23 protein-coding genes are annotated in these 22,818 nt (G+C 72.6%); 9 read left to right on the forward strand and 14 right to left on the reverse strand.

Annotated features, from left to right (window positions below; translation table 11 throughout):
• Window positions 1-4: 4 nt before the first annotated feature.
• The 3 genes from ACTWLT_RS19905 to ACTWLT_RS19915 all read right to left on the reverse strand — a co-directional run bounded on the left by ACTWLT_RS19905 (window position 5) and on the right by ACTWLT_RS19915 (window position 3,613).
• Entirely contained in the window at window positions 5-397 is a 393-nt protein-coding gene (locus ACTWLT_RS19905; RefSeq protein WP_445319689.1) for an effector-associated constant component EACC1, read from the reverse strand.
• 13 nt (window positions 398-410) lie between these two features.
• The gene (locus ACTWLT_RS19910) at window positions 411-2,663 is read right to left on the reverse strand and encodes a M48 family metalloprotease (RefSeq protein ID WP_445319690.1); all 2,253 of its coding nucleotides are present in this window, start codon (window positions 2,661-2,663) and stop codon (window positions 411-413) included.
• Window positions 2,664-2,833: 170 nt separating this feature from the next.
• Window positions 2,834-3,613 carry an esterase/lipase family protein gene (locus ACTWLT_RS19915; protein WP_445319691.1) on the reverse strand — a complete coding sequence of 260 codons (780 nt, stop codon included), beginning with the start codon at window positions 3,611-3,613 and terminating at the stop codon, window positions 2,834-2,836.
• A 204-nt stretch (window positions 3,614-3,817) separates the two neighbouring features.
• On the opposite strand from ACTWLT_RS19915, the gene ACTWLT_RS19920 reads away from it, so the two are divergent.
• Window positions 3,818-5,173 carry a pentapeptide repeat-containing protein gene (locus ACTWLT_RS19920; RefSeq protein WP_445319692.1) on the forward strand — a complete coding sequence of 452 codons (1,356 nt, stop codon included), beginning with the start codon at window positions 3,818-3,820 and terminating at the stop codon, window positions 5,171-5,173.
• Between the two features lie 23 nt (window positions 5,174-5,196).
• Here ACTWLT_RS19920 and ACTWLT_RS19925 read toward each other — a convergent pair whose 3' ends face one another.
• Window positions 5,197-5,790, reverse strand: a complete 594-nt coding sequence (locus ACTWLT_RS19925; protein ID WP_445319693.1) for a TetR/AcrR family transcriptional regulator — start codon at window positions 5,788-5,790, stop codon at window positions 5,197-5,199.
• Between the two features lie 205 nt (window positions 5,791-5,995).
• Here ACTWLT_RS19925 and ACTWLT_RS19930 point away from each other — a divergent pair, with 205 nt between their 5' ends.
• Window positions 5,996-7,462, forward strand: a complete 1,467-nt coding sequence (locus ACTWLT_RS19930) for an MFS transporter (RefSeq protein ID WP_252418402.1) — start codon at window positions 5,996-5,998, stop codon at window positions 7,460-7,462.
• 81 nt (window positions 7,463-7,543) lie between these two features.
• Here the strand turns inward: ACTWLT_RS19930 and ACTWLT_RS19935 are convergent, their stop codons facing one another.
• Window positions 7,544-8,674, reverse strand: a complete 1,131-nt coding sequence (locus ACTWLT_RS19935) for a hypothetical protein (RefSeq protein WP_445319694.1) — start codon at window positions 8,672-8,674, stop codon at window positions 7,544-7,546.
• Window positions 8,675-8,897: 223 nt separating this feature from the next.
• Between ACTWLT_RS19935 and ACTWLT_RS19940 the strand changes: the two genes are divergently transcribed.
• Window positions 8,898-9,344, forward strand: coding sequence for an ASCH domain-containing protein (locus tag ACTWLT_RS19940; RefSeq protein ID WP_445319695.1), 447 nt, complete (start codon window positions 8,898-8,900; stop codon window positions 9,342-9,344).
• A gap of 27 nt (window positions 9,345-9,371) precedes the next feature.
• Window positions 9,372-9,779, forward strand: a complete 408-nt coding sequence (locus ACTWLT_RS19945; RefSeq protein WP_445319696.1) for a hypothetical protein — start codon at window positions 9,372-9,374, stop codon at window positions 9,777-9,779.
• A gap of 122 nt (window positions 9,780-9,901) precedes the next feature.
• Here the strand turns inward: ACTWLT_RS19945 and ACTWLT_RS19950 are convergent, their stop codons facing one another.
• The 3 genes from ACTWLT_RS19950 to ACTWLT_RS19960 all read right to left on the reverse strand — a co-directional run bounded on the left by ACTWLT_RS19950 (window position 9,902) and on the right by ACTWLT_RS19960 (window position 11,402).
• A complete protein-coding gene (locus ACTWLT_RS19950) occupies window positions 9,902-10,348 on the reverse strand; it encodes a hypothetical protein (RefSeq protein WP_445319697.1) in 447 nt (148 codons plus the stop codon).
• Between the two features lie 345 nt (window positions 10,349-10,693).
• The gene (locus ACTWLT_RS19955; protein WP_121657199.1) at window positions 10,694-10,957 is read right to left on the reverse strand and encodes a DUF6244 family protein; all 264 of its coding nucleotides are present in this window, start codon (window positions 10,955-10,957) and stop codon (window positions 10,694-10,696) included.
• A gap of 199 nt (window positions 10,958-11,156) precedes the next feature.
• Entirely contained in the window at window positions 11,157-11,402 is a 246-nt protein-coding gene (locus tag ACTWLT_RS19960) for a winged helix-turn-helix domain-containing protein (protein ID WP_088949319.1), read from the reverse strand.
• A 321-nt stretch (window positions 11,403-11,723) separates the two neighbouring features.
• Between ACTWLT_RS19960 and ACTWLT_RS19965 the strand changes: the two genes are divergently transcribed.
• Genes ACTWLT_RS19965 through ACTWLT_RS19975 form a run of 3 tightly spaced genes read left to right on the forward strand, consistent with a single transcriptional unit; the run spans window position 11,724 to window position 12,924 of the window.
• A complete protein-coding gene (locus ACTWLT_RS19965; RefSeq protein WP_445319698.1) occupies window positions 11,724-11,864 on the forward strand; it encodes a hypothetical protein in 141 nt (46 codons plus the stop codon).
• Complete coding sequence (locus ACTWLT_RS19970) at window positions 11,861-12,487, forward strand: hypothetical protein (protein ID WP_445319699.1); 627 nt, start codon at window positions 11,861-11,863, stop codon at window positions 12,485-12,487. Before ACTWLT_RS19965 ends, ACTWLT_RS19970 begins: the two co-directional genes overlap by 4 nt.
• On the forward strand, window positions 12,484-12,924 hold the full coding sequence (locus ACTWLT_RS19975; RefSeq protein ID WP_445319700.1) for a hypothetical protein: 441 nt from the start codon (window positions 12,484-12,486) through the stop codon (window positions 12,922-12,924). The genes ACTWLT_RS19970 and ACTWLT_RS19975 overlap by 4 nt, the downstream gene beginning before the upstream one ends.
• Before the next feature lie 57 nt (window positions 12,925-12,981).
• On the opposite strand, the gene ACTWLT_RS19980 is transcribed toward ACTWLT_RS19975, so the two are convergent.
• Window positions 12,982-13,653, reverse strand: a complete 672-nt coding sequence (locus ACTWLT_RS19980) for a hypothetical protein (protein ID WP_445319701.1) — start codon at window positions 13,651-13,653, stop codon at window positions 12,982-12,984.
• Window positions 13,654-13,946: 293 nt separating this feature from the next.
• On the opposite strand from ACTWLT_RS19980, the gene ACTWLT_RS19985 reads away from it, so the two are divergent.
• Window positions 13,947-14,504: a hypothetical protein gene (locus ACTWLT_RS19985; RefSeq protein ID WP_445319702.1), complete on the forward strand. Its 558-nt coding sequence runs from the start codon at window positions 13,947-13,949 to the stop codon at window positions 14,502-14,504.
• Between the two features lie 32 nt (window positions 14,505-14,536).
• On the opposite strand, the gene ACTWLT_RS19990 is transcribed toward ACTWLT_RS19985, so the two are convergent.
• The 3 genes from ACTWLT_RS19990 to ACTWLT_RS20000 form a co-directional block, all read right to left on the reverse strand.
• On the reverse strand, window positions 14,537-15,382 hold the full coding sequence (locus ACTWLT_RS19990) for a hypothetical protein (protein WP_445319703.1): 846 nt from the start codon (window positions 15,380-15,382) through the stop codon (window positions 14,537-14,539).
• A gap of 2 nt (window positions 15,383-15,384) precedes the next feature.
• On the reverse strand, window positions 15,385-17,916 hold the full coding sequence (locus ACTWLT_RS19995) for an FtsK/SpoIIIE domain-containing protein (RefSeq protein ID WP_445319704.1): 2,532 nt from the start codon (window positions 17,914-17,916) through the stop codon (window positions 15,385-15,387).
• Between the two features lie 156 nt (window positions 17,917-18,072).
• A complete protein-coding gene (locus ACTWLT_RS20000; protein ID WP_252418412.1) occupies window positions 18,073-18,870 on the reverse strand; it encodes an SGNH/GDSL hydrolase family protein in 798 nt (265 codons plus the stop codon).
• A 184-nt stretch (window positions 18,871-19,054) separates the two neighbouring features.
• On the opposite strand from ACTWLT_RS20000, the gene ACTWLT_RS20005 reads away from it, so the two are divergent.
• Window positions 19,055-20,602, forward strand: coding sequence for a M1 family metallopeptidase (locus ACTWLT_RS20005; protein WP_445319705.1), 1,548 nt, complete (start codon window positions 19,055-19,057; stop codon window positions 20,600-20,602).
• Between the two features lie 95 nt (window positions 20,603-20,697).
• On the opposite strand, the gene ACTWLT_RS20010 is transcribed toward ACTWLT_RS20005, so the two are convergent.
• Window positions 20,698-21,234, reverse strand: a complete 537-nt coding sequence (locus tag ACTWLT_RS20010) for a hypothetical protein (RefSeq protein WP_445319706.1) — start codon at window positions 21,232-21,234, stop codon at window positions 20,698-20,700.
• A 101-nt stretch (window positions 21,235-21,335) separates the two neighbouring features.
• Entirely contained in the window at window positions 21,336-22,811 is a 1,476-nt protein-coding gene (locus ACTWLT_RS20015) for an MFS transporter (RefSeq protein WP_445319707.1), read from the reverse strand.
• Between the last annotated feature and the right edge of the window lie 7 nt (window positions 22,812-22,818).

Below are 22,818 nucleotides of genomic sequence, written 5' to 3' on the forward strand. Positions count from 1 at the left end.
CGGCTCAGCCGGCGGCGTCCGGGCCGGGCTCGCGGGCGGCCCGCAGCGCCTCGGTGGCCTGGGTCAGCAACCGGGCCGAGTCGGTGCGCCCGTTCACCTGGATCTCCACCTCGGTGTCCCCGGCCTGGATCCGGATGCTGGCTTCGGTGCGCTGCTGATCGACCCAGGACTGCAACAGGTTGAACAGCCCCGGGAGCAGGCCCTGGGCCAGCACCGCGATGATCACCGCGTCGCTGAAGCCCGGCCGTCCCCCGCCACCGCCGGCCTGGCGGACCACCGGCCGGTACGCCGGGTCGCGGTGGATCCAGTCGAGCAGGGCGACCGGCGGTGGCTGTCGGTGCCGGGGGTTGATGGTCAGCCGGACGGGTTGCCGCGCGGCGGCGTCGTGGTCGGTCACGGCCTCTCCCTCCTCAGTCGGCGGCGGGTCGGAAGGCGATGGTGTCCCCGTCGGCGGTGGCGACGCCGGCGACGCTGAGCTCCTGCTCCTCGCTGAACGGTGAGCTGCTGCCGAAGTAGGTGGTGGTGCCGCTGACCTGTACCTTGCCCCGGGCCTCGAACGCCGTGCCGACCTGGGCGGTGCCCGGGCCGGTCAGCTCGACGGTGAGCCGCGGGTACTCGATGATCTTCCAGGTGACCTTCTGTTCGGTGCCGCCGCTGAAGTAGCCGAACGGGCAACCCGGCGGCGCGGCGACGGTCTGCTTGGCGCACTCGTCCAACCAGGTCCGGACCTGGGCCTCGACCGCCTCGACCGCTGCCGGCTTGAGCACCGGGACCAGTCTCAGGGTGGCGCCCTCGGTCTGTTCCGGGGTGATCGGCAGGGTCTCGGGTGGCACCTCGCTGAGCGCGTCGGACGGGCCGGTCGCGGTGTAGCCGCCGGGCAGCAGCACCAGCGTGGGCCCCTCGGTGGCGACCGGCAGCTCCACCCCGTTGAGCCGCACCCCGGGGCCGGCCACGGGGGCGTTGACCGGAATCAGCCCGCCGACGAGCTGCCAACTGTGGAACAGCCCGGCGGTGGCGTCCTCGGCACGGCGCACGGTCATGTCGACGGTGCGGCGTTCGCCGGCCAACCGGTACGCCACCGTGGCGGTGGCGGTGTCGCCGTCGCGCTTCAGCGAGCTGATCTCGACGTCGGTGGGTGGCTGGTAGCCGTCCCCGCGCAGCAACCGGGCGAGGAGTCCCCGGTCGGTCACGCCGGCCCGCTCCTGCTCGGTGAGGACGCCGAGCGCCGCGTCGCTGTCCCGGTCGGCGAGCGCCGAGAAGTAGTCGTCGATCGCCGCCTGGGAGCGGAAGAACGCCCACTGCACCACGCTCAGCCCGCCGGTGCCGACGCAGGCGGCCAGCACCAGGGCGCCGACCACCAGCCAGGTCCGCCGGGTGCCGACCGGGCCGGAGCGGCCGAACAGCCGCTCGGCGGTGACCGGGGCCGCCTCGCCCACCCCGACCGGCGCACCGACCACCGTTGCCCGGTCGAGGGCGTCGAGCCGGAGCTCGTGCGGCGGGTGGGTCGCGCAGACCGCCTCGTCCCAGCCGCTGCGGCCGCTCTCGAAGGACAGGCGGCGCTCCAGGATGCGTCGCATCCCGTCGACGTGCCCGGTGAGCACCGCACCGAGGTCGGCCCGGTACTCCGCTGCCCGGACGTCGCGGGCGTGCAACGGCAGCACCAGGTACCGCATGGTGAGCAGCACCGGCCAGAAGAACAGGAAGACCACGAGGTTGGTGGCCGGGTGCGGGAACGTGCGCATCAGCCAGGTCGGCAGGGCGTGCGCGAGGGTCAGCGGCAGGCCGACGCCACGGACGAACGCGCTGGTGATCTCGTCGCCGGTGCGCCAGTGCACCAGCTCGTGGCTGAGCAGGGCGGCGACCTCGTCGTCCGGCTCGGTCAGCACGGCGGTGGTGACCACCACGTGCCGGGCGTACGTGCGGGCGTTGCCGAGGACGGGGTCGTCCTCCATCAGCAGGCGCGGCACGGTGGGCAGGCCGAGCCGTTGGGCGCAGTCGTCCAGCACCGGGCGCAGCCGCGCGTACTCCCGGCGGCTGGGCTGGCGAGCACCGGAGACCACCAGCAGGCGCGGCTCCAGCAGCACCCGGTAGAGCGTGTAGAGGACACCGATCAGCGCCGCCGCGACGACCGTGCCGACCAGCCCGGTGACCAGCGCGATCGGCTCGTCGGAGGTGCCCAGCCAGGGCAGCACCAGCACGCTGAGGAAGCCGACCAGGAACCCGACGACGAAGCCGAGGACGCCGCCGAGCACCCCACCGGAGCGGGTCAGGAACGCCTCCGTCAGCGGGCCGATCAGCGGGGCGTCCCGTAGCACCGAGGGCACCTGGTCATCGACGCCGAACCCGCCGGCGAAGAGGCCGACGACGGCGAGGGTGAGGCCGCCCCAGACCGCCAGCAGCAGCGCGACGGGCAGGTAGAACCACGTGGCGACGAAGGCGCCGAGCACGCCCCGCCAGTCCCGCAGGATGCCGGCGCGCAGCCAGACCAGCGCGTTGGGGTAGCCGGGTGGCCGGTCGGCGAGACCGCCGGTGGCGGCCGGCGCGGGGTTCGCGGGTGGTTCGGCGGCCCGCACGTCGAGCTGCGGCACGGTGGGCGGGGTGCCCGCCGGGGGCTCGGCGTGCGGCGGTTGGCCCGGTGGCACGGCGGCCGGCGGCTCGGTCATGCGCGCTGCTCCTTCGGGGGTGACCACGCCCACTGTCGGGAATGGACGGCCGGAGCAGGCTATCGAGCGGTCCTGATGTCTGCCACACCGTTTCCGCGCGATGTCGGCTACCCGACGCGGGTGACCACGGCGCGCGGGAGGCCCCGGCCGGGCCTCCCGCGCCGACCGGGTCAGAGCGCGAGGCAGTTGGGCCGCACCGGGCCGTCGACCAGGGCGCCGCGCACGATGGTGTACGAGGTGCCGTCGAGCACCAGACCGAGGTGCCCGACCACCCGCAGCGGGCAGTACGCCTGGATCAGCACGTTGGTCGCGCCGTCGTTGACGGCGGCGTTCCCGGTCGGCCGGACCAGCTCGTCCTGCAGCGTGCGGATGGTGGTGTAGCGCACCGCGCCCGGGGTGTCGTCGCCGGCGTTGAGGTCGGCGAGGAAGGCGGAGCCGATCGTCATCTGCTGGCAGGCCACGATGCCGGCGCAGCTGCCGAGGCCCAGGAACGCCACGATGTTCGCGACGTAGGTGCCGTACTGCGGTGAGCCCAGGCTGACGTACCGGCCGACGGTGGCGGTGCCGCCGAGCCGTTTGAGGTAGTAGCGGGCGACCAGGCCGCCCTCGGAGTGCGCGACGACGTCCACTGTCGCCGCGCCGGTGCTGGCGCGTACCTGACCGACGTAGGTGGCAAACGCGCGGGCCGAGGTGGGGATGTCACCGAGGCCCAGCCCGGGCAGCTGGTAGATGAAGGTCCGGTAGCCGTCGGCGCGCAGGCGGGCGGCGATCGGCTCGTACGCGACGGCGACACCGCTGAGCCCGCCGACGACGATGACCGGGTTGGCCGCCGCGGCGACGGCCACCGGGGCGGGCTCGGGTGCGGCGGGGGCGGCGGTCGCCGTGGCGGTGGACGCGAGCAGGGCTGCGGTGGCGAGGGACAGGACGAGGGCGGTCTTTCGGAGCAGCATGGCTGCACCTCCGGGGGGAGGCACCCGGCGAGCCGGGCAGGTGGGTGGGGGTGTCCGGTCGACCGTGCGACGATGATGCCCGTAACAATTTAGAAACGTCAATGACTTGTTACGCGCCGGTAACCCGTTGTTCCGGCGGGAGTGCAAACCGGCATATCGACTCGCTCCACTTCGGACGGCCGGCCCGGATGGCATGCTGTGGCCGTGGCCGCTGACGAACCCACCGAGCGCCCGCTGCGCGTGATGCCGTGGTGGCTGGTCCTGGTCGGCCTACTGCTGGCCGCCGCCCTGGGCTGGCTGGTGCTGGACCTGCTGCTCACCGAGGCCGACCGCGCCACCCAGCCGGACACTCGCGCCACGCTGCGCATCGACGCGATCCGCACCGGCTTGACCGTGGTCGCCGGCACCGGCGGCGGCCTGGCGCTGCTGTTGGCCGCCCGCCGGCAGTGGATCGCCGAACGCGCGCAGCGCCATCAGGAGAGCGTCGCCACCCGGGACCAGTCGCACCGGGACCGGGTGCAGGCGCACGCCGAGTCGGTGGCCGAGGCCGCGCAACGGCACCAGGACCGGCAGTCCGGAGCGGCCGAGCACGACGCGGCCGAGCGCCGGCTGACCGAGCTCTACACCCGCGCGGTGGAGCTGCTCGGCAACGACAGCGCGGCGGTACGCCTCGGCGGCTTGCACGCGCTGGAGCGCCTCGGCCAGGACAATCCGGCGCAGCGGCCGACGATCGGGGCGGTGCTCTGCGCGTACCTGCGGATGCCCGCGCCGGACAACGACCCGCGTGAGACCGAGGTCCGGCGGACCGCGCAACGGGTGCTGACCCGGCACCTGCGCGCGGGCGACCCGGCCCACTGGCCGGAGATCACCCTGGAGCTGACCGGTGCGCGGCTCGTCGACTTCGACGCCACGGGCTGCACGCTGGTCGACGCGAACTTCACCGGGGCGGTGTTCACCGGCGTCACCCGCTTCGCCCGCGCGACCGCCCGGGGGCGGCTCGATCTCGGGGCGGTCTTCGGCGAGGTCACCTTCGACGACCTGACCGCCGACGCCGAGGTGGTGCTGGACGACGCCCGTTTCGAGGGTCAGGCCAGCTTCGACCGGGCCACATTCACCGCCGGCCTGTCCTGCCGGCGGTCCCGCTTCGCCGGCCCGACGTCATTCCACCAGGCGAGCTTCCACCAGCCGACCAGCTTCGACGCGACCCGCTTCGGCGACGGTGCCCGGTTCCGTCAGGCCGCCTTCCTCGGCGGGCTGTCCATGGAGCACACCGAGTTCGCCGGGTACGCGGGCTTCCGCTCGGTCCGCTTCGCCGACATGGCCCTCTTCCGGTGGACCGTGTTCGCCGCCGAGGCGTGCTTCGAGCACGCGCGCTTCGAGGGGGCGGCGAACTTCGGGCGGGCCCGGTTCCACGGGCCGGGCAGGTTCGACGGCGCCGAGTTCGGTCAACCGCCGCAGGTGGACCAGGCGCGGGCGGCGGCCGGCGGCGGGCACGCCTGGCCGGCCGGGACGACGGTCGAACGGCTCGACGACGAGTGGGTGCTGCTCGTCGACCACTGACGCCACACGCGGGCGGCGGAGGGTCAGCGGGTGGTCGCCGGAGGGCGCAGGCCGTCGAGGGCCACGCCGAGCACCCGGTCACGCTGGTCGGTCGACGGGAACTGGGCCATGGTGAGGCCGCTGATCAGCCGCACGACGTCGTCGAAGCTGACATCCTCGCGGACCACCCCGGCGGCCTGGGCGCGGCGCATCATCGGCTCACCGGCGGCGTAGATCTCCAGGCGGCAGCTCCGGAAGACGTCGGAGTCGCGCTGCAACTCCTCGGCGAGTGCCCGCTTGGTCGCCACGTACCCGACGAACCGGTGCAGCCACGCGACGAGGGACTCCCATGGGGGCAGCTCGGCCAGGTCGGCGGCCGAGCGGCTGAGCGCCCGGACCTCCTCGACGTAGACGGCCTCGAACAGCTCCCGGCGGTTGGCGAAGTTCCGGTAGAGGGTGCCGATGCCGACGCCGGCGCGGCGCGCCACGTCCTCCAGCGACGCGGACGCGCCGTTGTCGGCGAACGCCTCGCGGGCAGCGGCCACCAGCGCGTCGTAGTTGCGCCGTGCGTCGGCCCGCTTCGGCCGGCGAGCGAAGACCTCGGGCACCTGCCCCGCGCTGGTCATGACGTGCGTCACCTCACCTTGGTTGCATCCGGAGGCACCCCTCCGCTAACGTAGTGGAGGCACCCCTCCGGAATGTCCGGAGCCTTGCCTCCGGTTAGCTTACCTCGGGACCCGCCCGATCCGCCTGGCCACCCGATCGCCCGGACCCGACACCCCTGCCCGCCGCGCACGACGGGCGACACACCTCCTTCCGTACGCAATCAGGGAGTTTCCTCTCGTGGCAGTGACCTCCCGACGCGGCTCGCGTCGGCTCACCTTCTCCGTGCTGGCCGCCGGCGCCGGGTTCTTCGCGATGCTCCAGTCGCTGATCACCCCCGTGCTGCCGACCATCCAGCACGACCTGCACACCTCCCAGAACACCGTCACCTGGGTGCTGACCGCCTACCTGCTGTCGGCGTCGATCTTCACGCCGATCCTCGGCCGCGTCGGCGACATGGTCGGCAAGGAGCGGATGCTGGTCGTCTCGCTCGCCGCGCTCGCCCTCGGCTGTCTGCTGGCCGCCATCGCCCCGAACATCGGCGTACTGATCATCGCCCGGGTCGTGCAGGGCGTCGGCGGCGCGGTCTTCCCGCTGTCGTTCGGCATCATCCGTGACGAGTTCCCCGCCGCACGGGTCTCCTCCGCCGTCGCCGCCATCTCGGCGATCGTCGCCGCCGGCGGCGGGCTGGGCGTCGTGCTCGCCGGCCCGATCGTGGCCGCGCTGGACTACCGGTGGCTGTTCTGGATCCCGATGGTCGTGGTGGGGCTGACCGCCGTCGCCGCGCACCTGTTCGTGCCCGAGTCGCCGGTGCGTACCCCCGGGCGGATCGACTGGCGAGCCACCCTGCTGCTCTCCGGCTGGCTCGTCGCGCTGCTCCTGCCGATCAGCAAGGGCGCGGCCTGGGGCTGGACCTCCGGCCGGGTGCTCGGCCTGCTGGCGCTCGCCGTGGTGCTGTTCATCGGCTGGCTGGTCGCCGAGGTGCGCTCGGCCAACCCGCTGATCGACATGCGGATGATGCGCCTGCCCGGCGTCTGGACCACCAACCTGGTCGCCCTGCTCTACGGCGCGTCGATGTTCTCCGTGTACGCGTTCCTCCCGCAGTTCGTGCAGACCCCGACCGCCGCCGGCTACGGCTTCGGCGCCAGCATCAGCCAGGCGGGCCTGCTCATGCTGCCGATGCTCGTCGCGATGTTCGTCGCCGGCCTGGTCGCCGGCCGGCTCCAGTCGGTCTTCAGCGCCAAGGCGCAGCTCGCCACCGGCGCGGCCTTCAACGTGGCCGCCTCCGCGATGCTGGCCGCCGCGCACGACACGCGCTGGGAGATCGGCGTGGCCGGCGGGCTGGTCGGCCTCGGCATCGGTCTGGCCTTCGCCTCGATGGCCAACCTGATCGTGGCCAGCGTGCCCGCCAGCCAGACCGGCGTCGCCACCGGCATGAACGCCAACATCCGCACCATCGGCGGCGCGATCGGCGCCGCCGTGGTCAGCGGCGTGATCACCGCCCACCCGCAGGCCAACGGCCTGCCCCGGGAGGCTGGCTTCACGATGGGCTTTCTGGTCCTCACGGCCATCGCCCTCGCCGCCGCGTTCGCGGCCCTGGCCGTCCCGTCCGCCCGGCGGGCGTCGTCCGGTCGCCGGCCGTCCACCGCGACGATCGTCGAGTCGGAGCTAGCCGGCGAGTTCGCCACCATGCCCGCGACCCGCTGACCCGGCAAACCAGAAGGGGCAGGCAGCTCGTGCTGCCTGCCCCTTCTCCGGCTACGGATGACCCGGACAGCCTGCCCTTCCCTACGAGAACAGCAGCACCGACCTGCGGGTGGCGTTGCCGAAGCTCAGGTTCCGTCCCCCGGTGTTGGGCGCCGGGGTGACCGCCACCTCGAACGTGACCGTCGTGCCGGCGGGAACCTGATGGTTCTCGTTGGCGCTGATCGTCACGTAGCCACCGCCGATGAGGGCCGGGTCGACCGACACCGTCTGCTGGTTCAACATCTGGACCGTCGGTGTCGAGACGCCGGGGAAGCCGTAGACCGCCCGGAGCCGGACCAGGTCGCCCTTCTGCAGACCCACCAGGTCGATCTTCGACTGGTGACCGATGAGGCCGGCGGCCGTGATCCGGTAGGCGGTGTTGCCGTCGCTCCACCGGACGGGGTGGAAGGCGCCGTCCGCCGCGAGCGCGGAGCCGGGGTAGATGGTGACGATCGAGACTGTCTGCACGTCCGTGCCTCCTGCTGAGGTAGCGCCGATCATCACCGCGAAGTCGGTGTCCGTGCCCCGGAAAGCGTTCGCGTCGCAGGTGCGCTGCGCCCCGATCCGCGCGGTGCTGGTGTACTGCCAGATCCGTGGCACCGCGGACGGCGTGCCGTACGCCTGCCAGCCGACCCCGGTGTCCCCGCCGGCCCTGTTGTAGGCGGCGGTGAAGGTCTCGTCGAGGTTGTGCGGGTAGTTCGCGTTCCAGCGAGGGAACCCGCCCAGCTCGCTGGATCCGTACTGGCCCCTGGAGGCGTACATCACCACGGCCCTGGTGGTGCGCGCCTCCAACTCGGTGGCGACCTGGACACCCACCGACGGTGCGACGCTGTCGTACGGCCACCGCTCCAGGTCGACCTGCCAGAAGAAGCCGGGCCAGGTACGCCACCAGGCCAGGTTCGCGTCCGCGTAGGTGATCGCGGTCTGTGCCTGGGTGGCCGCCGGCACGCCGGAGCGGACCACGATGTACATCCCCAGGTACGGAATGCCGGCATCGCGGCCGGCGGCGAGGATCCAGCCGCAGCCCTGGCTCCGGAACACGCTGGACGGTGACTGTTCCGTCCCCTTGCTGGTGAGAAAGTGGATGCCCAGTCCCGACGCGGCGGCCACCCGGGCCGGGGTCAGCCCTCGGCCGACGTCGTAATCACTGGTATCCCATCCGTAGAGCGTCACGGGCGGCACCTCCGGCGCCGAACATCGAGGGGAGACGCCGCAGCACCGAGGCGGATTTCTACGCCTTCCGGCGACCATAGTCGCCAAAAGCGCTATTTCACCGTACGTCCCGGGCTCCGGAACAAAAGCCCTGGTCAGTGGCCATTTCGGTGGGTGCGAATTGCGGCTTCGAAGCTGTCCGGCAGCCGACAGGGAGGCGGGATCGAGCCGTACCCTCGGCGGCATGGATCTCGACGGTCTTCCACTGGCGGAGTTCGCGTTTCCCGGGCCGCTCCGGGATCAACTGGTGGCGGCGATCCTGTCCGGCGCCAAGACGGCGACCTCCGGTCTGCTGCTCGGATACGAGCGGGAGAACGAGCCGCTACCCACGGTCGGCCAACGGTGCGCGGTGGTGGACTCCCAGAACCGGCGGGTCGCGGCGATCGAGCTGACCGAGGTTCGGGTGGTCCGGCTCGCCGACGTGGACCTCCAGCACGCCCTCGACGAGGGTGAGGGCGACGAAACGGTGGCGCAGTGGCGGGCCGGGCACGAGAGCTTCTGGCACAGTGCGGACGTCCGCGCTGAGCTGGGCGACCCCGACTTCACCGTGAACGACGACACCCTGGTGGTGACCGAGCGCTTTCGGCTGGTACACACCGCAGACATCGAGGGTTATGGTGACCGCAGGTAAGCACTCACTCCGGCAAGGAGGACTTTCGTGCGCCGCATCGTCACCACCATCGCACTGCTGGCACTGTCACTGGTCGTGTTCCTGGCGCCAACGCCAGCGAGCGCGGCGGGCCCCGTCGAGGTCACGTCCGCGACCCTGGTTGCCCGAGGGGTCGCCGTCGACGTCACCCTCACCGTCACATGCCCGGTCAGCGCGAACGGCAGCGCCGAGGTGAGCCTCAGGCAGCGGTCGGGCACCATCGTGGCGCACGGGTCAGGCTGGACATCCCTGCACTGCACAGGTGAGCCTCAGACCGTGACGGCGCGGGTGCTGGCCGACGCTGGCGGGGCCGCCTTCCACAAGGGTGAGGCGCTGGCCACCGGACTGATCGAGCTGTGTAGTGACGACGGCTGCGACGGCGGACCGTTCAGCAACACGATCCGCATCACCCGCTGAAAGCCGCACGACCGGTGGCGATTGGGCCCGCAAGCATGCCGAACTTGAAGGTCTCGACTGGTTGAGCCCGTCCTGAAGAATCGTGTTTCCCACGCGTCAGCACCGGCAAGGTCGACCAGGCGTCACCCCGCGGCTTCGATCGCCGCCTCCACCCTGTCCAGGTAGTTGAACCACCACTGTCCCTCAGGCAGCGGACGCGCGGAGAGCAGGCTGCCCGCAACGACGAACGCCAGCACCACAACGTCGTCCGACGCCAACCGCTCGGTCAATGACCTGCCCGCCACGACAGCGTTCATGAAGGAAGCCGCTTCATCGGCGGTGACTGATGCCCATGCCTCCATTCGGCCGATCTCCGCGGCCAGCACAGCGACCTGGTCAGGCGTGGGCCTCGCATTGTGCAGATCTATGAGAACGAAGCCCGAAATCGCGACCACCAACGCGAGAGCTGCCTCCCGCGCCGTCTCGTCGGGGAACGCCTTCAGCGCAGCGTCGAGCTTGTCCAAGTCCCGCTTCACCACCCAGTGAAGCGTGTCGCGGACGAGCTGTTCGGTGCGGTCATCGATCTTCATCGCGCCTCCCCTGTTCTCGATGCTTAGCCTGCCACGCCTTGTACGCACCCGTCGTGGCCACACCCGCCAGCAGAAAACCACCGATGGCCTTGGGTACGAGCGGCAGAAACTCGACGAAGGTGGCCCAGGCAGTCGTAGCTACCGAACCACCGAGCGCGATCGCCTCGGAGCTGACCCGCTCCCTGCGCGTCGGTTGCGGTGCTTCAGCGGCACTCAGATCCCGGAACGCCTCGGACAGGCCGCTGACGCTGGGCGTAGAGGCTGTTGCCTGGCTTGGCACTGCCGGTCTCAAGGTAACGTCGACTGTCGCGGGTGGCTGGTGGGTTGGGCTACCACCACCCGTGGTCAGTTTCCCAGCGCGCGGACCTTGGCGATCGTCTCCTGGACGTGCTGCTTGGCCGGGTCTCCACCCTGTGACGCCTGCGCGAGCGCCTGACGGTACGCGTCGATCATGCCGATCAGCGGGCCGGCGGCCACACCCTCCAGCGCACCGGCCACGAGTGCCCGCGCCTCGGCCGCGTCCTGCGCTGCCGCAGCGGTCTTGGCCTTCGCCTCGTCCAGCTTCTGCGACGCCGCCGCCAACCTCGCGATGATCTGTGCTGCGCTCACGCGCATCCTCCCCGTGGTCGACCATCGCCTCCACCACCGCACCGGCGGAGACCACAAGGGAGCGTACGAGATTCGCGCACTGAGCGCGACCGCATGATCGCCCAGCCGTGACTCCGAGAACAGTGAATCTTGGGCACTGTCCGTTCGCCGTAAACGGGAACTGTTCAAGATCTCAAGTAGTCGACGGGGACCCGAGACTTCAACGCTCGGCGACGAACACCCCGACGCCGCCGACTCCCTCGACCAGACCCTCGATCTTCAGCGCGTTGATGGCCTGGCGAACGACTATCGCCGACACGTCGTGCTGACGGCACAGCTCAGAGGTCGAGGGCAACTTGTCGCCAGGCGCGAGTTCGCCGGACTTGATCTGAGCGCGGATGCCGTCGGCGATCAGCGCCCACTTGGCTTTGGCGGGCATTGGTGTCTCCCAGGTCTGCCCCGCCATTCGATCACGAGCAACTTTGTATAGCAAGCAATGTGCGGACAGTGCTTGCGCGTACATGACCTGTTATATAAGCTTCCCTCTGGCCGGCTCCCAGGTCTGCAAACCCGGAGTTGGTTTCTTTCCCACCGCGCAGAGAGCGTCCGGTCGGTCGGTCCCCCCGTCCGGCCGGGCGTGCCGGGGCGCGCCCGCACGCCGCCCCGACGCAAGAGCATGAGCAAGGAGACCGACCGACGGGAGCCCTCGATGCCCGATCGACCCGACGATCAGCCCAACGACCCTACCCAGCACCGTCCAGGCCGCCGTCTCGTGTCCGATCAGGACGTGGAGGATGCCGACGACATCCTCTTCGCCCATCCACCTCGCGTGGTACGCCGCTGGCTCTGCGGGTGCGGCGCTGACTATCCCTGCCCCGACGTGCGTTTCGCCCTGCTGGTCAAGTCCACCGCCGAGGCGGGCGAATGAACGCAGACACCGTGGAAGACCTGCGCGACGCCTGGCTGGCGACGATCGCCGCCGCCGACCGGGCCGGCTCGCAGTTGCACGGCGCGGGGCCGCCTGGCCGACGGCTGCCCTGGCAGGACGCGGTCACCGAGTGCTGGCGAGCACTGACCTTGGTCTACGCCGGCCTGGCCGCAACCCGTGACCCAGCCGGCGCGCCCAAGGAAGGCGGATCGGCGGGTGAGCTGCTCGCTGACCTGCGTGCGGCCCGCGTCGACGCCGACCGGGCCGCCGACCGGGCCGCCGCGCTGGCCGCCCGGGTCCGCCGGCGGTTGGGCGCGACCGAGGACCGGCTGCGACGTACACAAATCGTGGCGGACGCGGTCGCGGCACGGCACTTCGCGGCGGCCATCACCCGTCTGGACCTGGTCGTAGCCCGGCTCGCGGTCGGCGGCTGCCGCATCGACCGCTCGGTGGCGGCGCTGACGGGCGAGCCGGCGGCACCGCCCGCACCCCGAAGACCCGAGAGCGCCACCAGCACCAGCACCGAGGAGATCGCGCGCGGCTGCCAGGCGGCACGCATCCTCGTGGCCAGGCGACGGCGACACAGGAGGGCACTCACGATGATCAGGGAGCGACGACGGTGACCGACCCGCACGCGACGCTGCGCGGCCTCCTGACCGGCCGGTTGCGCGGCCACGAACGGCGACTGCGCCGGTTCGCCGAGCCGGACTGGCGGCGGTACGCCGATCTGCTCGCCGGGGCTCTGCTGGTGGCGGTGCGGCGACGGTTCGTCGCCGGGCAGGATCGGGCACCGGTGATCCGGTTCGTGGCGTCCGCGCGGGAACGCTACGACGTCACCGGACGCGACGTCGACCCGGTGCTGGCCGAGGCGCTGGTCTGGGCGGCGCTCGGCGAACGCGCACCCGTGCCCGACAGCGCGGCGGCGATCGTCGCGCGGACGGTGTTGCTGCTCGGCCTGCTCGAAGACGAAGGTCTCACCGACAGCGAGCGCGACGACGTTCTCGCCGCCGCCGCGCACACCGTGGACAACTCAACGCAGGATACGGCTCACGAGCGGTGAATCGTGGATGGGAAGGCCCCTTCCCATCCACGATGCCAACAGGCTTCGGGCATCGCCCTAGGGAGACGGCGGCCCGTTCTGGACCCGGTTGACCAGGTCGTGCAACGGTTTGGTGCCGCTGCCGACCATCACACCGGTCACGATGGCATCGACCCAGACTGCCATCCCGTTCCAGTCGGCACCCGCGACCGCGTGCAGGACGTAGAACCCGCCGGCACTGGACGCCACGGTGGCCAAGCCGCTCGCGAGACCCCACGCGACGATCGTGCGGTTCGCCTTCGCCTGCGCCACCGCCGCCGTGGCCACGGCGACCGCCTCGCGGTCAGCCTCCGTCGGGCCGTCGACCCGGCCGTTCACGTCGGTGACCGTCCGGGCCAACGTGGCCTCGGCGGCGCGTCCCGGCAGCCATCGCGAGAACGGTTCCAGGATCCGCTCGACCGCCGCGGCGAAGACCAACAGGGTGAGGAAGACGCCCGTGGTGTCCTTGGGCTGGATTTTCGCAGCGGAGGCGCCACTACGCCAGATCATCCAACCGGCGACAGCGCCGACGGCGATCAACCCGAAACCCGCCACCACCGGGCCGGGGCCGGCCTGCCGCGAGGCCGCGACAACGGACAGCCCTGGCTCCTGGTCGGAGCGGGGCGTCGCCGTCCCTGCGGCAGCATCGGCGTCTACCGGCGAAACGGCCGCCCTGCCCCATGCCGGCACCGGCTCAACGTTGGTCGACATCTGTCCCTGCAATTCCCTGACCAACCCTTCGACATGCCGCTCGGGAGACGTTGAGGCGTGACGATCCAGAACCTCGACCTCACGAAGACGGATCGCGTACCGATAGCGCTCGAGGCGCGAGACTACGGCACCGGAACGAACACAGGATCAAGCACGAGGCCGGCCTGCCGGGTTTCGGGACGATGGTGGAGCGGGAAGCGTCGTAGGCTCGGCAGCCGGCGCTCGGATGGAGGGGCCTGACCGCCCGACCTGTCCGGCACGGTCCGGGCACGTAGCGGATGGAGTGACGCGACGTGACACCTCAGGAGACACCCCCGAACACCGCCGGCCGGCGTCGCCGGGCAGTTGTCATAGGGCTGACCGGCGGCCTCGCCGGGATTCTCGCCGTCCTGCTGGTGGTCTTCATCGCGCCCGGTGACAGGTGGGGCAGCCTCCACAGCAGTCGGTCGTCTTCTTCTGCAACACCTGCGTCCGGGTCGACCTCGGAAACTCCGGCGCAGCTCGCTCGGGCCTGCATCGCGCAGATCAAGGGTCAGGAGGCGTTGGCGCTCTTCCAGCGGGACATACCTGCGGACCGGTGGGGCGACCCGGTACGCGGTACCGCCTCAACATCCAGTGAGCCGTACGTGCTCTGGCTCTTCGACGCTGACTGCACGCCACACAGGGCGATCGACGTGCCGCCGAGGACCAGTCGCACGTTCACGGCCCAGGTGGGCCAAGTCTGGTTCTACGCCGAAGCGTCAGCGAAGCACCCCGTTGACAGCTGCGCCTGTCGCGTCTTCAGCCCATCGAACAACGGCACCGAGCAGAGATTCAGCGACACCGGGCTCCTCACCTACCACCTGGAGTAGTGCCCGGCACGGACACGCTGACGACCGAGCGGTCAGCGCAGGCCACGGACCAGCAGCAGGTAGCCGCAGTACGCGACCGGGACCAGCAGGAAGCAGATCAGGAACCCGAGCGGCAGGTAGCGCGGCGGGGTGCCGGCGACCATCGCGGGCCGGCCCCACTGGCCGAGCACCAGGTATCCCCCGAAGAACGCCAGCGCCGGCAACCCGGCGCAGATCCACGCGCCGAGCGTGAACCCGTCGACCAGGCCGACCCCGGAGGCGAGCACCAGGGCCAGCATGAGGACCCCCGCCGCCGCCCCGCACCCGGCGTAGACGGCGACCGCCCGCGCCAGCGGTGACCACGTCGGCAGCAGCGCCGGGCGCTGGGCCAGCAGCTCCGCCTGCTGCCCGTGCCGGTCCGCCTCGTCGGCCATCCGCCGGGCCAGCTCCAGCTCCACCGCCGGGTCGACCGCCGCCGCACGCTGCGCCGGCACACCGGCGCCCGCCGGGCTCACCGCCGTCGGCAGCGCCAGCCGCGCCTCCCCCGCCGGCAACTGGGGGTACGCCCCGACCTCCGCCCGCCCCGGCGCGCCGGCTGCGCCGGCGGATCCCCCGTCCCCCGGTCCGGGTGCGGCGCCCGGCTGCCCCGACCCATGCGCCCCCGGCGCGGTGCCCGACGGCCCGGGCGTCGGCCCCGGCGCACCCGCCGGCTGGTCGATGCCGATCGCACGGCCGAGCTGGTCGAGGCGGTGGCCCTGGGCGGTCAGCCGCTGGTGCAGGTAGTCGACGGTGGCGTGCAGGTCGCGGCGGCGCTCGGACTCGGCCGCGGCGTCGCGCTCGCCGGCTCGGCGCTGCTCGGCGAGTTGTCGGGCCAGCGCCGCGTACTCCTCGAAGGACACGTCTAGTGCTCCCCGTCCGGGTCGTGCTCGTCTCGGGCGAACGGAACGATCAGCCGGGTGCGCTGGTCGTGCCGGTCGATCAGCAGCGCCCGGTCGGGGCGGGGCGTGTAGGCCAGGTCGTGCATGCCGAGGTGCAGGGCCAGCTCGGCCCCGGGCACGTTGAGCGCGACCAGGCAGGCGACGTCGTCGCGGTTCTGGGTGCCGCCGAGGTCGTCGGCGAGCCGTCGCAGCCCACGCCACCAGCCGAGCAGGTGCACACCCTGCGCGGGCCCCTGGCGCAGCAGGACGCGCAGGTCGTCGAGGCCGGAGCGGAAGGTGACCGGGTCCGCCGCTCCGAGCACCGGCGCGGCGGCGTCCATCCCGAACACGACGAGGTATTCGCGGCCGGCGGATGCGTCGGCGACAGCGGCGATTCGCTCGCGCAGGCCGGCCGCGTCGAGCCGCCGCACCGGGTGGCCAGCGGCCCGCAGCGCGGCCTCGGTCTCGTCGGCGACCGGGTCGGCGGCGGTGACCAGCGAGGCCAGCAGGAACCGGGCGTCGCCTGCGGCGTGCTGGCGCGCCAGGCTCAGCGTGGCGGCGCGCAGCACGTCGGCGCCGGCCGCCGCGGTGCCCACCACGGCGAGGTGCCGGCCGGGGGTGGTGTCCATCAGGAACAGCGCGGTGGTGCCGTGCACGTCGACCGTCCGGCCGACCAGGGCCATCGGGCGCCGGCCACCGGGGCGCAGCCCGGCGAAGGTGGGGTCGTCCTCGACCCGCGCCGCCTCGTACCCCTTGAAGACCGCCGGCGCCCGCGAGCCCGGCGGGCGGGCCTGCCACAGCTCGTGGCGCAACGCGGCGAGGTCGGCGGCGGCGGCGTGCGCGTCGGGGAAGCGCAGCACGGTGTCGGCGCCGACCGCGCCGGCGGCGGTGTTGACCACGGCGGAGCCGACCGGCAGCGCCGCGGCGGCGTCGTTGAGCGGGTCGAGCACCCCGCCGCCACCGGGCAGTGCCACCCGCAGCGCGAACTGCCCGAAGATCGCCTCGGCCCGGCCGTAGAGGGCCTCGATGCCCGTCATGCTCTGGCTGGCCAGCACCAGGTGCACGCCGTAGGAGCGACCCTTGCGGGCCAGCTCCTCCAGCAGGTCGACGGCTTCGCGGGCCAGCGCGTCGTTGCCGGCGAGCAGCACGTGGAACTCGTCGATGACCGCGACGACGCGGGGCAGCGGGTTGTCCCGGGGCAGGTCGGCGAGCTTGGTGACGCCGTGCCGCTTGAGGGCGGTGGCCCGGCGCTGTGCCTCCCGGCGCAGCTCGCGGAGAACGGCGAGGCCGTACTCGCGGTCGGATTCGATGCCGACGGCGCGGGCGTGCGGCAGCCAGGACGGGTCCCGCTCGGTGGGCACGAACTCGGTGAAGCTCACGCCCTCCTTGAAGTCGAGCAGGTAGAGCTGCAGCTCGGCCGGGGAGTAACGGGCGGCCAGCCCGTACAGGACGTCGAGCAGGAAGACGGTCTTACCGGCGCCGGTGCGCCCGCCGACCAGCCAGTGCGGGGTGGCGTCGTCGAAGGCGACGGTCACCGGGGCGCGGCCGGTGCGGCCGATCACCGTCCGCAGGCCGTTGCCGGCGGACTCGGCCCAGCGCCGCTCGGGCAGCAGGTCGGCGAAGTGCAGCGCCTCGGTGCGGCGGGTGGCTTCGCCCAGGTGTTCGGCGAGCGCGCGCACCGAGGCCGGCGGCGGGTCGCCGTCGAGCAGCACCGGCGCCGCGAGACCGCTGCCGTCGACGCTGAACGGGGCGCCGGGCGGGTCGCCGACGTGGGCGTACCCCTCGGTGAGCCGCAGCGCGGTGGTGCCGCCCAGCGGCGGCGAGGTCTCGCCGGGCAGCCGGGACGGGTGGCCGGCGAGCAGCACGCAGACGGCGGCGGCCGGGCCGGCGTGGGTGAGCGCGGCGAGCCGGGCCAGCTCACGCGGCGGCGGGGCGACGGTGGCGACCACCACCAGCAGCTGCCGGCTGCCGGGCTCGGCGTGCTGCGCGGCGCGGGCGTGCCGTTCGGCGGCGTCCAGCAGCGCGGCCACCTCTGCCTCGCCGGTCGCCGGCGGGTCGAGCACCCCGGCGTCGAGCAGCGGGCGCAGCGGGCCGAAGGTGGCGCCCAGCGCGGCGGTGTCGATGCCGGCGACCCGGACCTGCCCGGCCGGGGCGGTGGCGACCAGGCGCAGCACCAGCGCCCGGAGCAGCCCGGCGACCCGCGGGTCCCGGGCATCGGTGTCGAGCGCCAGGTGGTGGCCGCCGCCGAGCGGCAGCAGCACCGGGAAGCCGCCGTCGGGAGTGGACGCCTCACCGACCCGGACCGCGGTCGGCGCGTCGGTCAGCGGGGTGGCGCCGGGGGTGGGGGTGGCCAGCGCGCCGCCGACCTGGGCCAGCCGGGCGACCAGCTCGTCGGCGCCGACCGGCGCGGCGGGAGCCGGTGCCGCGCCGAGCGCGCCCCGGGCGGTGTCCAGGTGGGCCCGGGCCGCCCGGTGGGCGGTGACCGCCTGCCCGTACGCCGACGCGAGCCTGCCCACGCTCTGCCTCCCACGCCACGGCTGTCCGGTTCGCCGAAACCCTAACGGACGGCGGTGACACCGGGACAGTACCGATGTGCCGCGACCGGGCCGGGTCGCCGCGCGGCGGCCGACGGTCCGGGGTGGACCGTCGACCGCCTGGGACGTGTGTGCGGGTCAGCCGGTGACCGCGTTCAAAGCCGGCAGGTAGCCGTACCGGTAGCCGTCGGCGTCCGGGTGGTACGCCTCGATGATGCCGCTGACGTCGTTGATCCAGGGGTCGCCGGCGCAGACACCGTGCCCGGCGAAGTAGGGCCGGGTGTCGGCGAAGGTGGCCCCGGCCGCGGTGGCCCGACCGGCCGTGACCGAGGCGAGCACATCGGCGGCCTCGTTGAGGATGGTGCGCTTGTAGGTGCTCATCGCCAGCCAGCCGCAGGAGGACGTCTCGAATAGCCGCGGGTAGCCGAGGACGATCAGCCGGGCGTTGGGTGCCCGGTTGCGGATGGCGGCGTAGGTGGCGTCGAGCCGGCCGGGCAGCGTCGTGGTGGCGAATGCCTTGGCGGTGTTGACGGCGTTGGTGCAGGACGTGGTGCTGCCGAACCGGCAACTGGTGATCACGTCGACGAAGCCGGCGTCGTTGCCGCCGATGGTGATGGTGACCAGGGTGGTGCTGGCGCTGAGCGCGTTGACCTGGCTGTTGAGCACGTCCGCGGTGACCGCGCCGCCGCAGGCGGGGAAGCTGAAGCTGGTCACCCCGTGGGCGGCCGCCCAGAGCGGGGCGTACGACTTCTGGCTGCGAAGGCAACTGGACCAGTCGTACGGGCCGGCGCCGACGCCGGAGGAGTACGAGTCGCCGAGCGCGACGTAGTTGACGGCGGCGGCCTGCGCGGTGCCGGGGACGAGCACGGCGCCGAGGGCGGCGGTGAAGAGGGCGACCAGCGCGGCAAGGGCGCGGGCCAGCGGGCGGTGGGGCATGACGGACCTCCACAGGACAGGGGTGGTGGGATCCTGCGACCGCGCGCGTGGCCAGGGGTGGAACGGTTGTTACCAGGCAGTAATGCTATCGAAACATTCACATCAATGGAATAGCGTCGATGCGCCGCGCGGCGGGTCGGCGACGTTCACAGTTGTCGATTAGGTTGACGGTGCGAACACCCCGATGGAGGGAGTCCACCTCGTGCGACGAGTCCTCACGGCGGCCACCGCCGCCCTGACCCTCACCACCGCCGGCACCATGCTCGCCGGCACCCCCGGCCAGGCCGCTCCCACGGGCTGGGGCCGGCCCGTCGTCACGGTCGCGCCGCAACCCGGCGCGCCAGGCCTGGGCGACAGCTACTTCCCCGACTACGGCAACGGCGGCTACGACGTCTCCCACTACGACGTCCGGCTGCGCTACGACCCGGCCACCGACCGGCTCACCGGCACCACCACCATCCTCGCCACCGCCACACAGGACCTGTCCCGGTTCAACCTGGACTTCCTGCTCGACGTCGAGTCGGTGCGGGTCAACGGCTGGGCGGCGAGCACCAGCACCGCGGGCACGCACGAGCTGGTGGTCACCCCGTCCCGCACGGTGACCCGGGGCCAGCAGCTCACCATCGTCGTGCGCTACGACGGCATCCCGTCGGAGACGCTGGTCGGCGGCTACACCGGCTGGACGCGTACCGACGACGGGGCCCTGGCGGTCAACGAGCCGGAGTCGGCGTGGTGGTGGTTCCCGAGCAACGACCACCCGCTGGACAAGGCCACCTTCGACGTCTCCGTGTCGGTGCCCACCGGCGTCGAGGTCATCAGCAACGGCGTGCAGCCACGGCCGCCGCTGGCCGAGGCCGGCAACCGCACCCGGTGGATCTGGCGGACCACCTCCCCCACCGCCACCTACCTGGCCTTCATGGCCATCGGCCAGTACGACATCGTCACCGACACCTCGCCGAGCGGCCAGCCGGTGATCAACGCGTACAGCACCTCGTTGGGCGAGCTCGGGCCGGCCGCCCGGGCCAGCATCGAGCGGACCGCCGAGATCGTCGACTGGCAGAGCGGGATCTTCGGCCCGTACCCGTTCGAGGCGCAGGGCGGCGTGGCCGGGCCGGTGGACGGCATCAGCTTCGCGCTGGAGACGCAGACCCGACCGGTGTACGGCCCGGGCTTCTGGCGGCGCGGCGCCAACACGTACGTGGTGGCGCACGAGCTGGCACACCAGTGGTTCGGCGACTCGGTCTCGGTTGCCGACTGGCGCAACATCTGGCTCAACGAGGGCTTCGCCTCGTACGCCGAGTGGCTCTGGTCGGAGGAGCAGGGCGAGGGCACCGCCCAGGAGGTCTTCGACTTCACCTACGCCAGCTACCCGGCCGACTCCGAGTTCTGGCAGGTGCTGCCCGGTGACCCGGGCGCCGGCCGGGTCTTCGACAACGCCGTCTACGACCGGGGCGCGATGACCCTGCACCAGCTGCGCCTGGCGGTCGGCGACGACGCGTTCTTCGAGATCCTGCCGGCCTGGACCAGCGAGCACCGGTACGGCAACGGCACGATCGAGCAGTTCCAGGCCCTGGCCGAGCGGATCTCCGGTCTGGACCTGGACGAGCTCTTCACCACCTGGCTGTTCACCGCCGGCCGGCCCGACGTGGCCTCAGCCGCGCGCAAGGCGGCCCCGCCGGTCGAGCCGAAGTCCTGGGCCAAGATCCGTGAGGCCCACCAACTGATGCACTGAGCACCGACACCGGCCGGGAGGCCCGCCGCCCATGGGTGGCGGGCCTCCCGTCGTCAGCGCCGCCGCCAGCCCGGCGGGCCGAGCGCTCGCGCGATTCAGGACGCCTGAGCGGGTGACCCGGTCACCGGCACCGCACCGGTCGCCTCGGCCGTGCTCGCCTCGATGGCACGGATGTGCCGGTAGGCGAACCAGAGCGGGGGGAACGCGCCGACCGCGAAGGAGAGGTCGATCAGCGTCCAGAACCAGGGAATGTCCCGGAGCGGGCCGCAGATCAGCGCCAGGGGAACGATCCCGGCGCAGGCGATCATGCCGACCTGCACCACCCAGACGTTACGCACCGGGTCGCGCAGCGGACCCCAGAAGGCCACTGCCAGCACCAGGTGGGCGAAGGCCAACCAGTCGGTGCCGTAGAGCAGGAACGGATAGTCGTCGCCGGCCGTCACGAGCCCGCTGTGCACCCGTTGAATCCAGTCGACCAGCGCCGGCAGTTGGCCGGCGAGCGGGTCCAGCGCACGCAGCAGCCAGCGCACCTCGATCTCCAGCGGGAACGCGGTCACCCCGCTCAGGAAGAGCCCGATCAGCACGATCCACAGCCACCGGCGGGTACGCCGTAGCCGCTCCTCGATGTCCATGATCGCAGCGTAACGATGATCTTCGTATCGCTCGGTCCCGTACGCCGACCGACCGGGGTGACCGCTGTCTCAGCGGCAGCCACGCCCGCGAGCCGGGCCGGTCAGCACGGGCTGACACAGCCGGCGCCGTGCCGGACGTCCTGGGCCGGCGGCACCGGTCGGCTCCGAGCGGGCGACGGTGCGCAGACGGGGCACACCCGGGCCAGGCGGATCGACCGAACCCGGCTCGCCGGCCCCGGTCGCGGCGTCGGCCGGGCGCCACCGACCGCCCCGGCGGGCCGGACGATGCGCGCCACCTGCCGTACCGGGCGCCGCAGCGGCGGCGCGGCCAGCGCCAGAGCGACCCGGCTGCGCAGCCGGCGAACGCTCTGCTGGTCCATCGCCACGGCCGCCGCCGTCGTGGCGATGGCCGCGACGGACCCGGCCAGGACGAGCGTCTGCCGGGGGCCGGCATGTTCGGCGAGCCAGCCGAGCAGCGGCGCGCCGACCGCGGCGGAGACCGAGCCGGTCACCGCCAACGCGGCGAGGACCCGGCCGCGCATCGCGGCGTCGGTGTCGAGTTGGGCGCGGGTGCCGACGGTGGTGTCGATGACCACGGCGGCGGCGGCGATCGGCAGGATCACGGCGGCGAAACTCCAGGTCCCCGGAGCGAGACCGGCGACGATCTGCAAGCCGCTGGCCAGCAGGCCCGCAGCGACCAGCGTCCCGTAGCCCAGGGCACGCCGGCGGGCCGCGACGAGCGCACCCACCACCGTCCCGATCGCGAAGACGGTCGACAGGAAGCCGTAGCCGGATGCCCCGGCGGCGAGCGGTCCGTCGCTCATCGCCGCCATCGTCACCTGGTAGTTGCGGCCCAGGCTGCCGAGCACGAACGACAGGGCGAGGGCCAGGAGCAGCACGGGCTGCCGCCGCAGGTAGGCGAACCCGGCCCGGGCACCACCCCCGTGGGTCGCACCACCGTCCCGCGCCGCCTCCGCCTGGTGCCGCAGGCTCCCCGCCCGTACGGCGAACAGCGCCACCACCACGGCGGCGAAACTCGCCGCGTTGATCCCGAAGAGCAGCGCGGGGCCGACGGCGGCCACCACGACGGCCCCGAGGCTCATGCCGAGGATGCGGCCGGCGGAGTTGGTGAGTGAGCCGAGCGCCAGGGCGTTGCCGAGGGTCTCCCGGTCCACGAGGGTGGAGGACCAGCGCCCCATGACCGGGCCCTCGATCGCCGAGACGGCGCCGGTGCACAGCGAGATCGCGAAGATCAGCGGCAGGCCGCCGACGCCGGTGAGGGCGACCGCCGCCAACCCCGCGGCGAGGGCCGCGTGGGCCACCTGGGCGGTGATCAGCAGCGGACGGGCGGGGAGCCGGTCGGCCAGCACACCGCCCCAGACGCTGAGCAGCAGCGTGGGTGCCGCCTGGAGCAGCACGGCGAAGCCCATGGACGTCGCGGAGCCGGTCTCCTTCAGCACGTACCAGTTGACACCGAGCACCTGCATCCACGTCCCGATGACCGAGACAAAACCGGCAAATGCCCAGATCCGGTAGTTGCGGTGGCGCAGCGCAGCGAAGGTGGCACCTCTGGCCACGACAAAC

It is taken from the genome of Micromonospora yongxingensis (genome assembly GCF_052601155.1).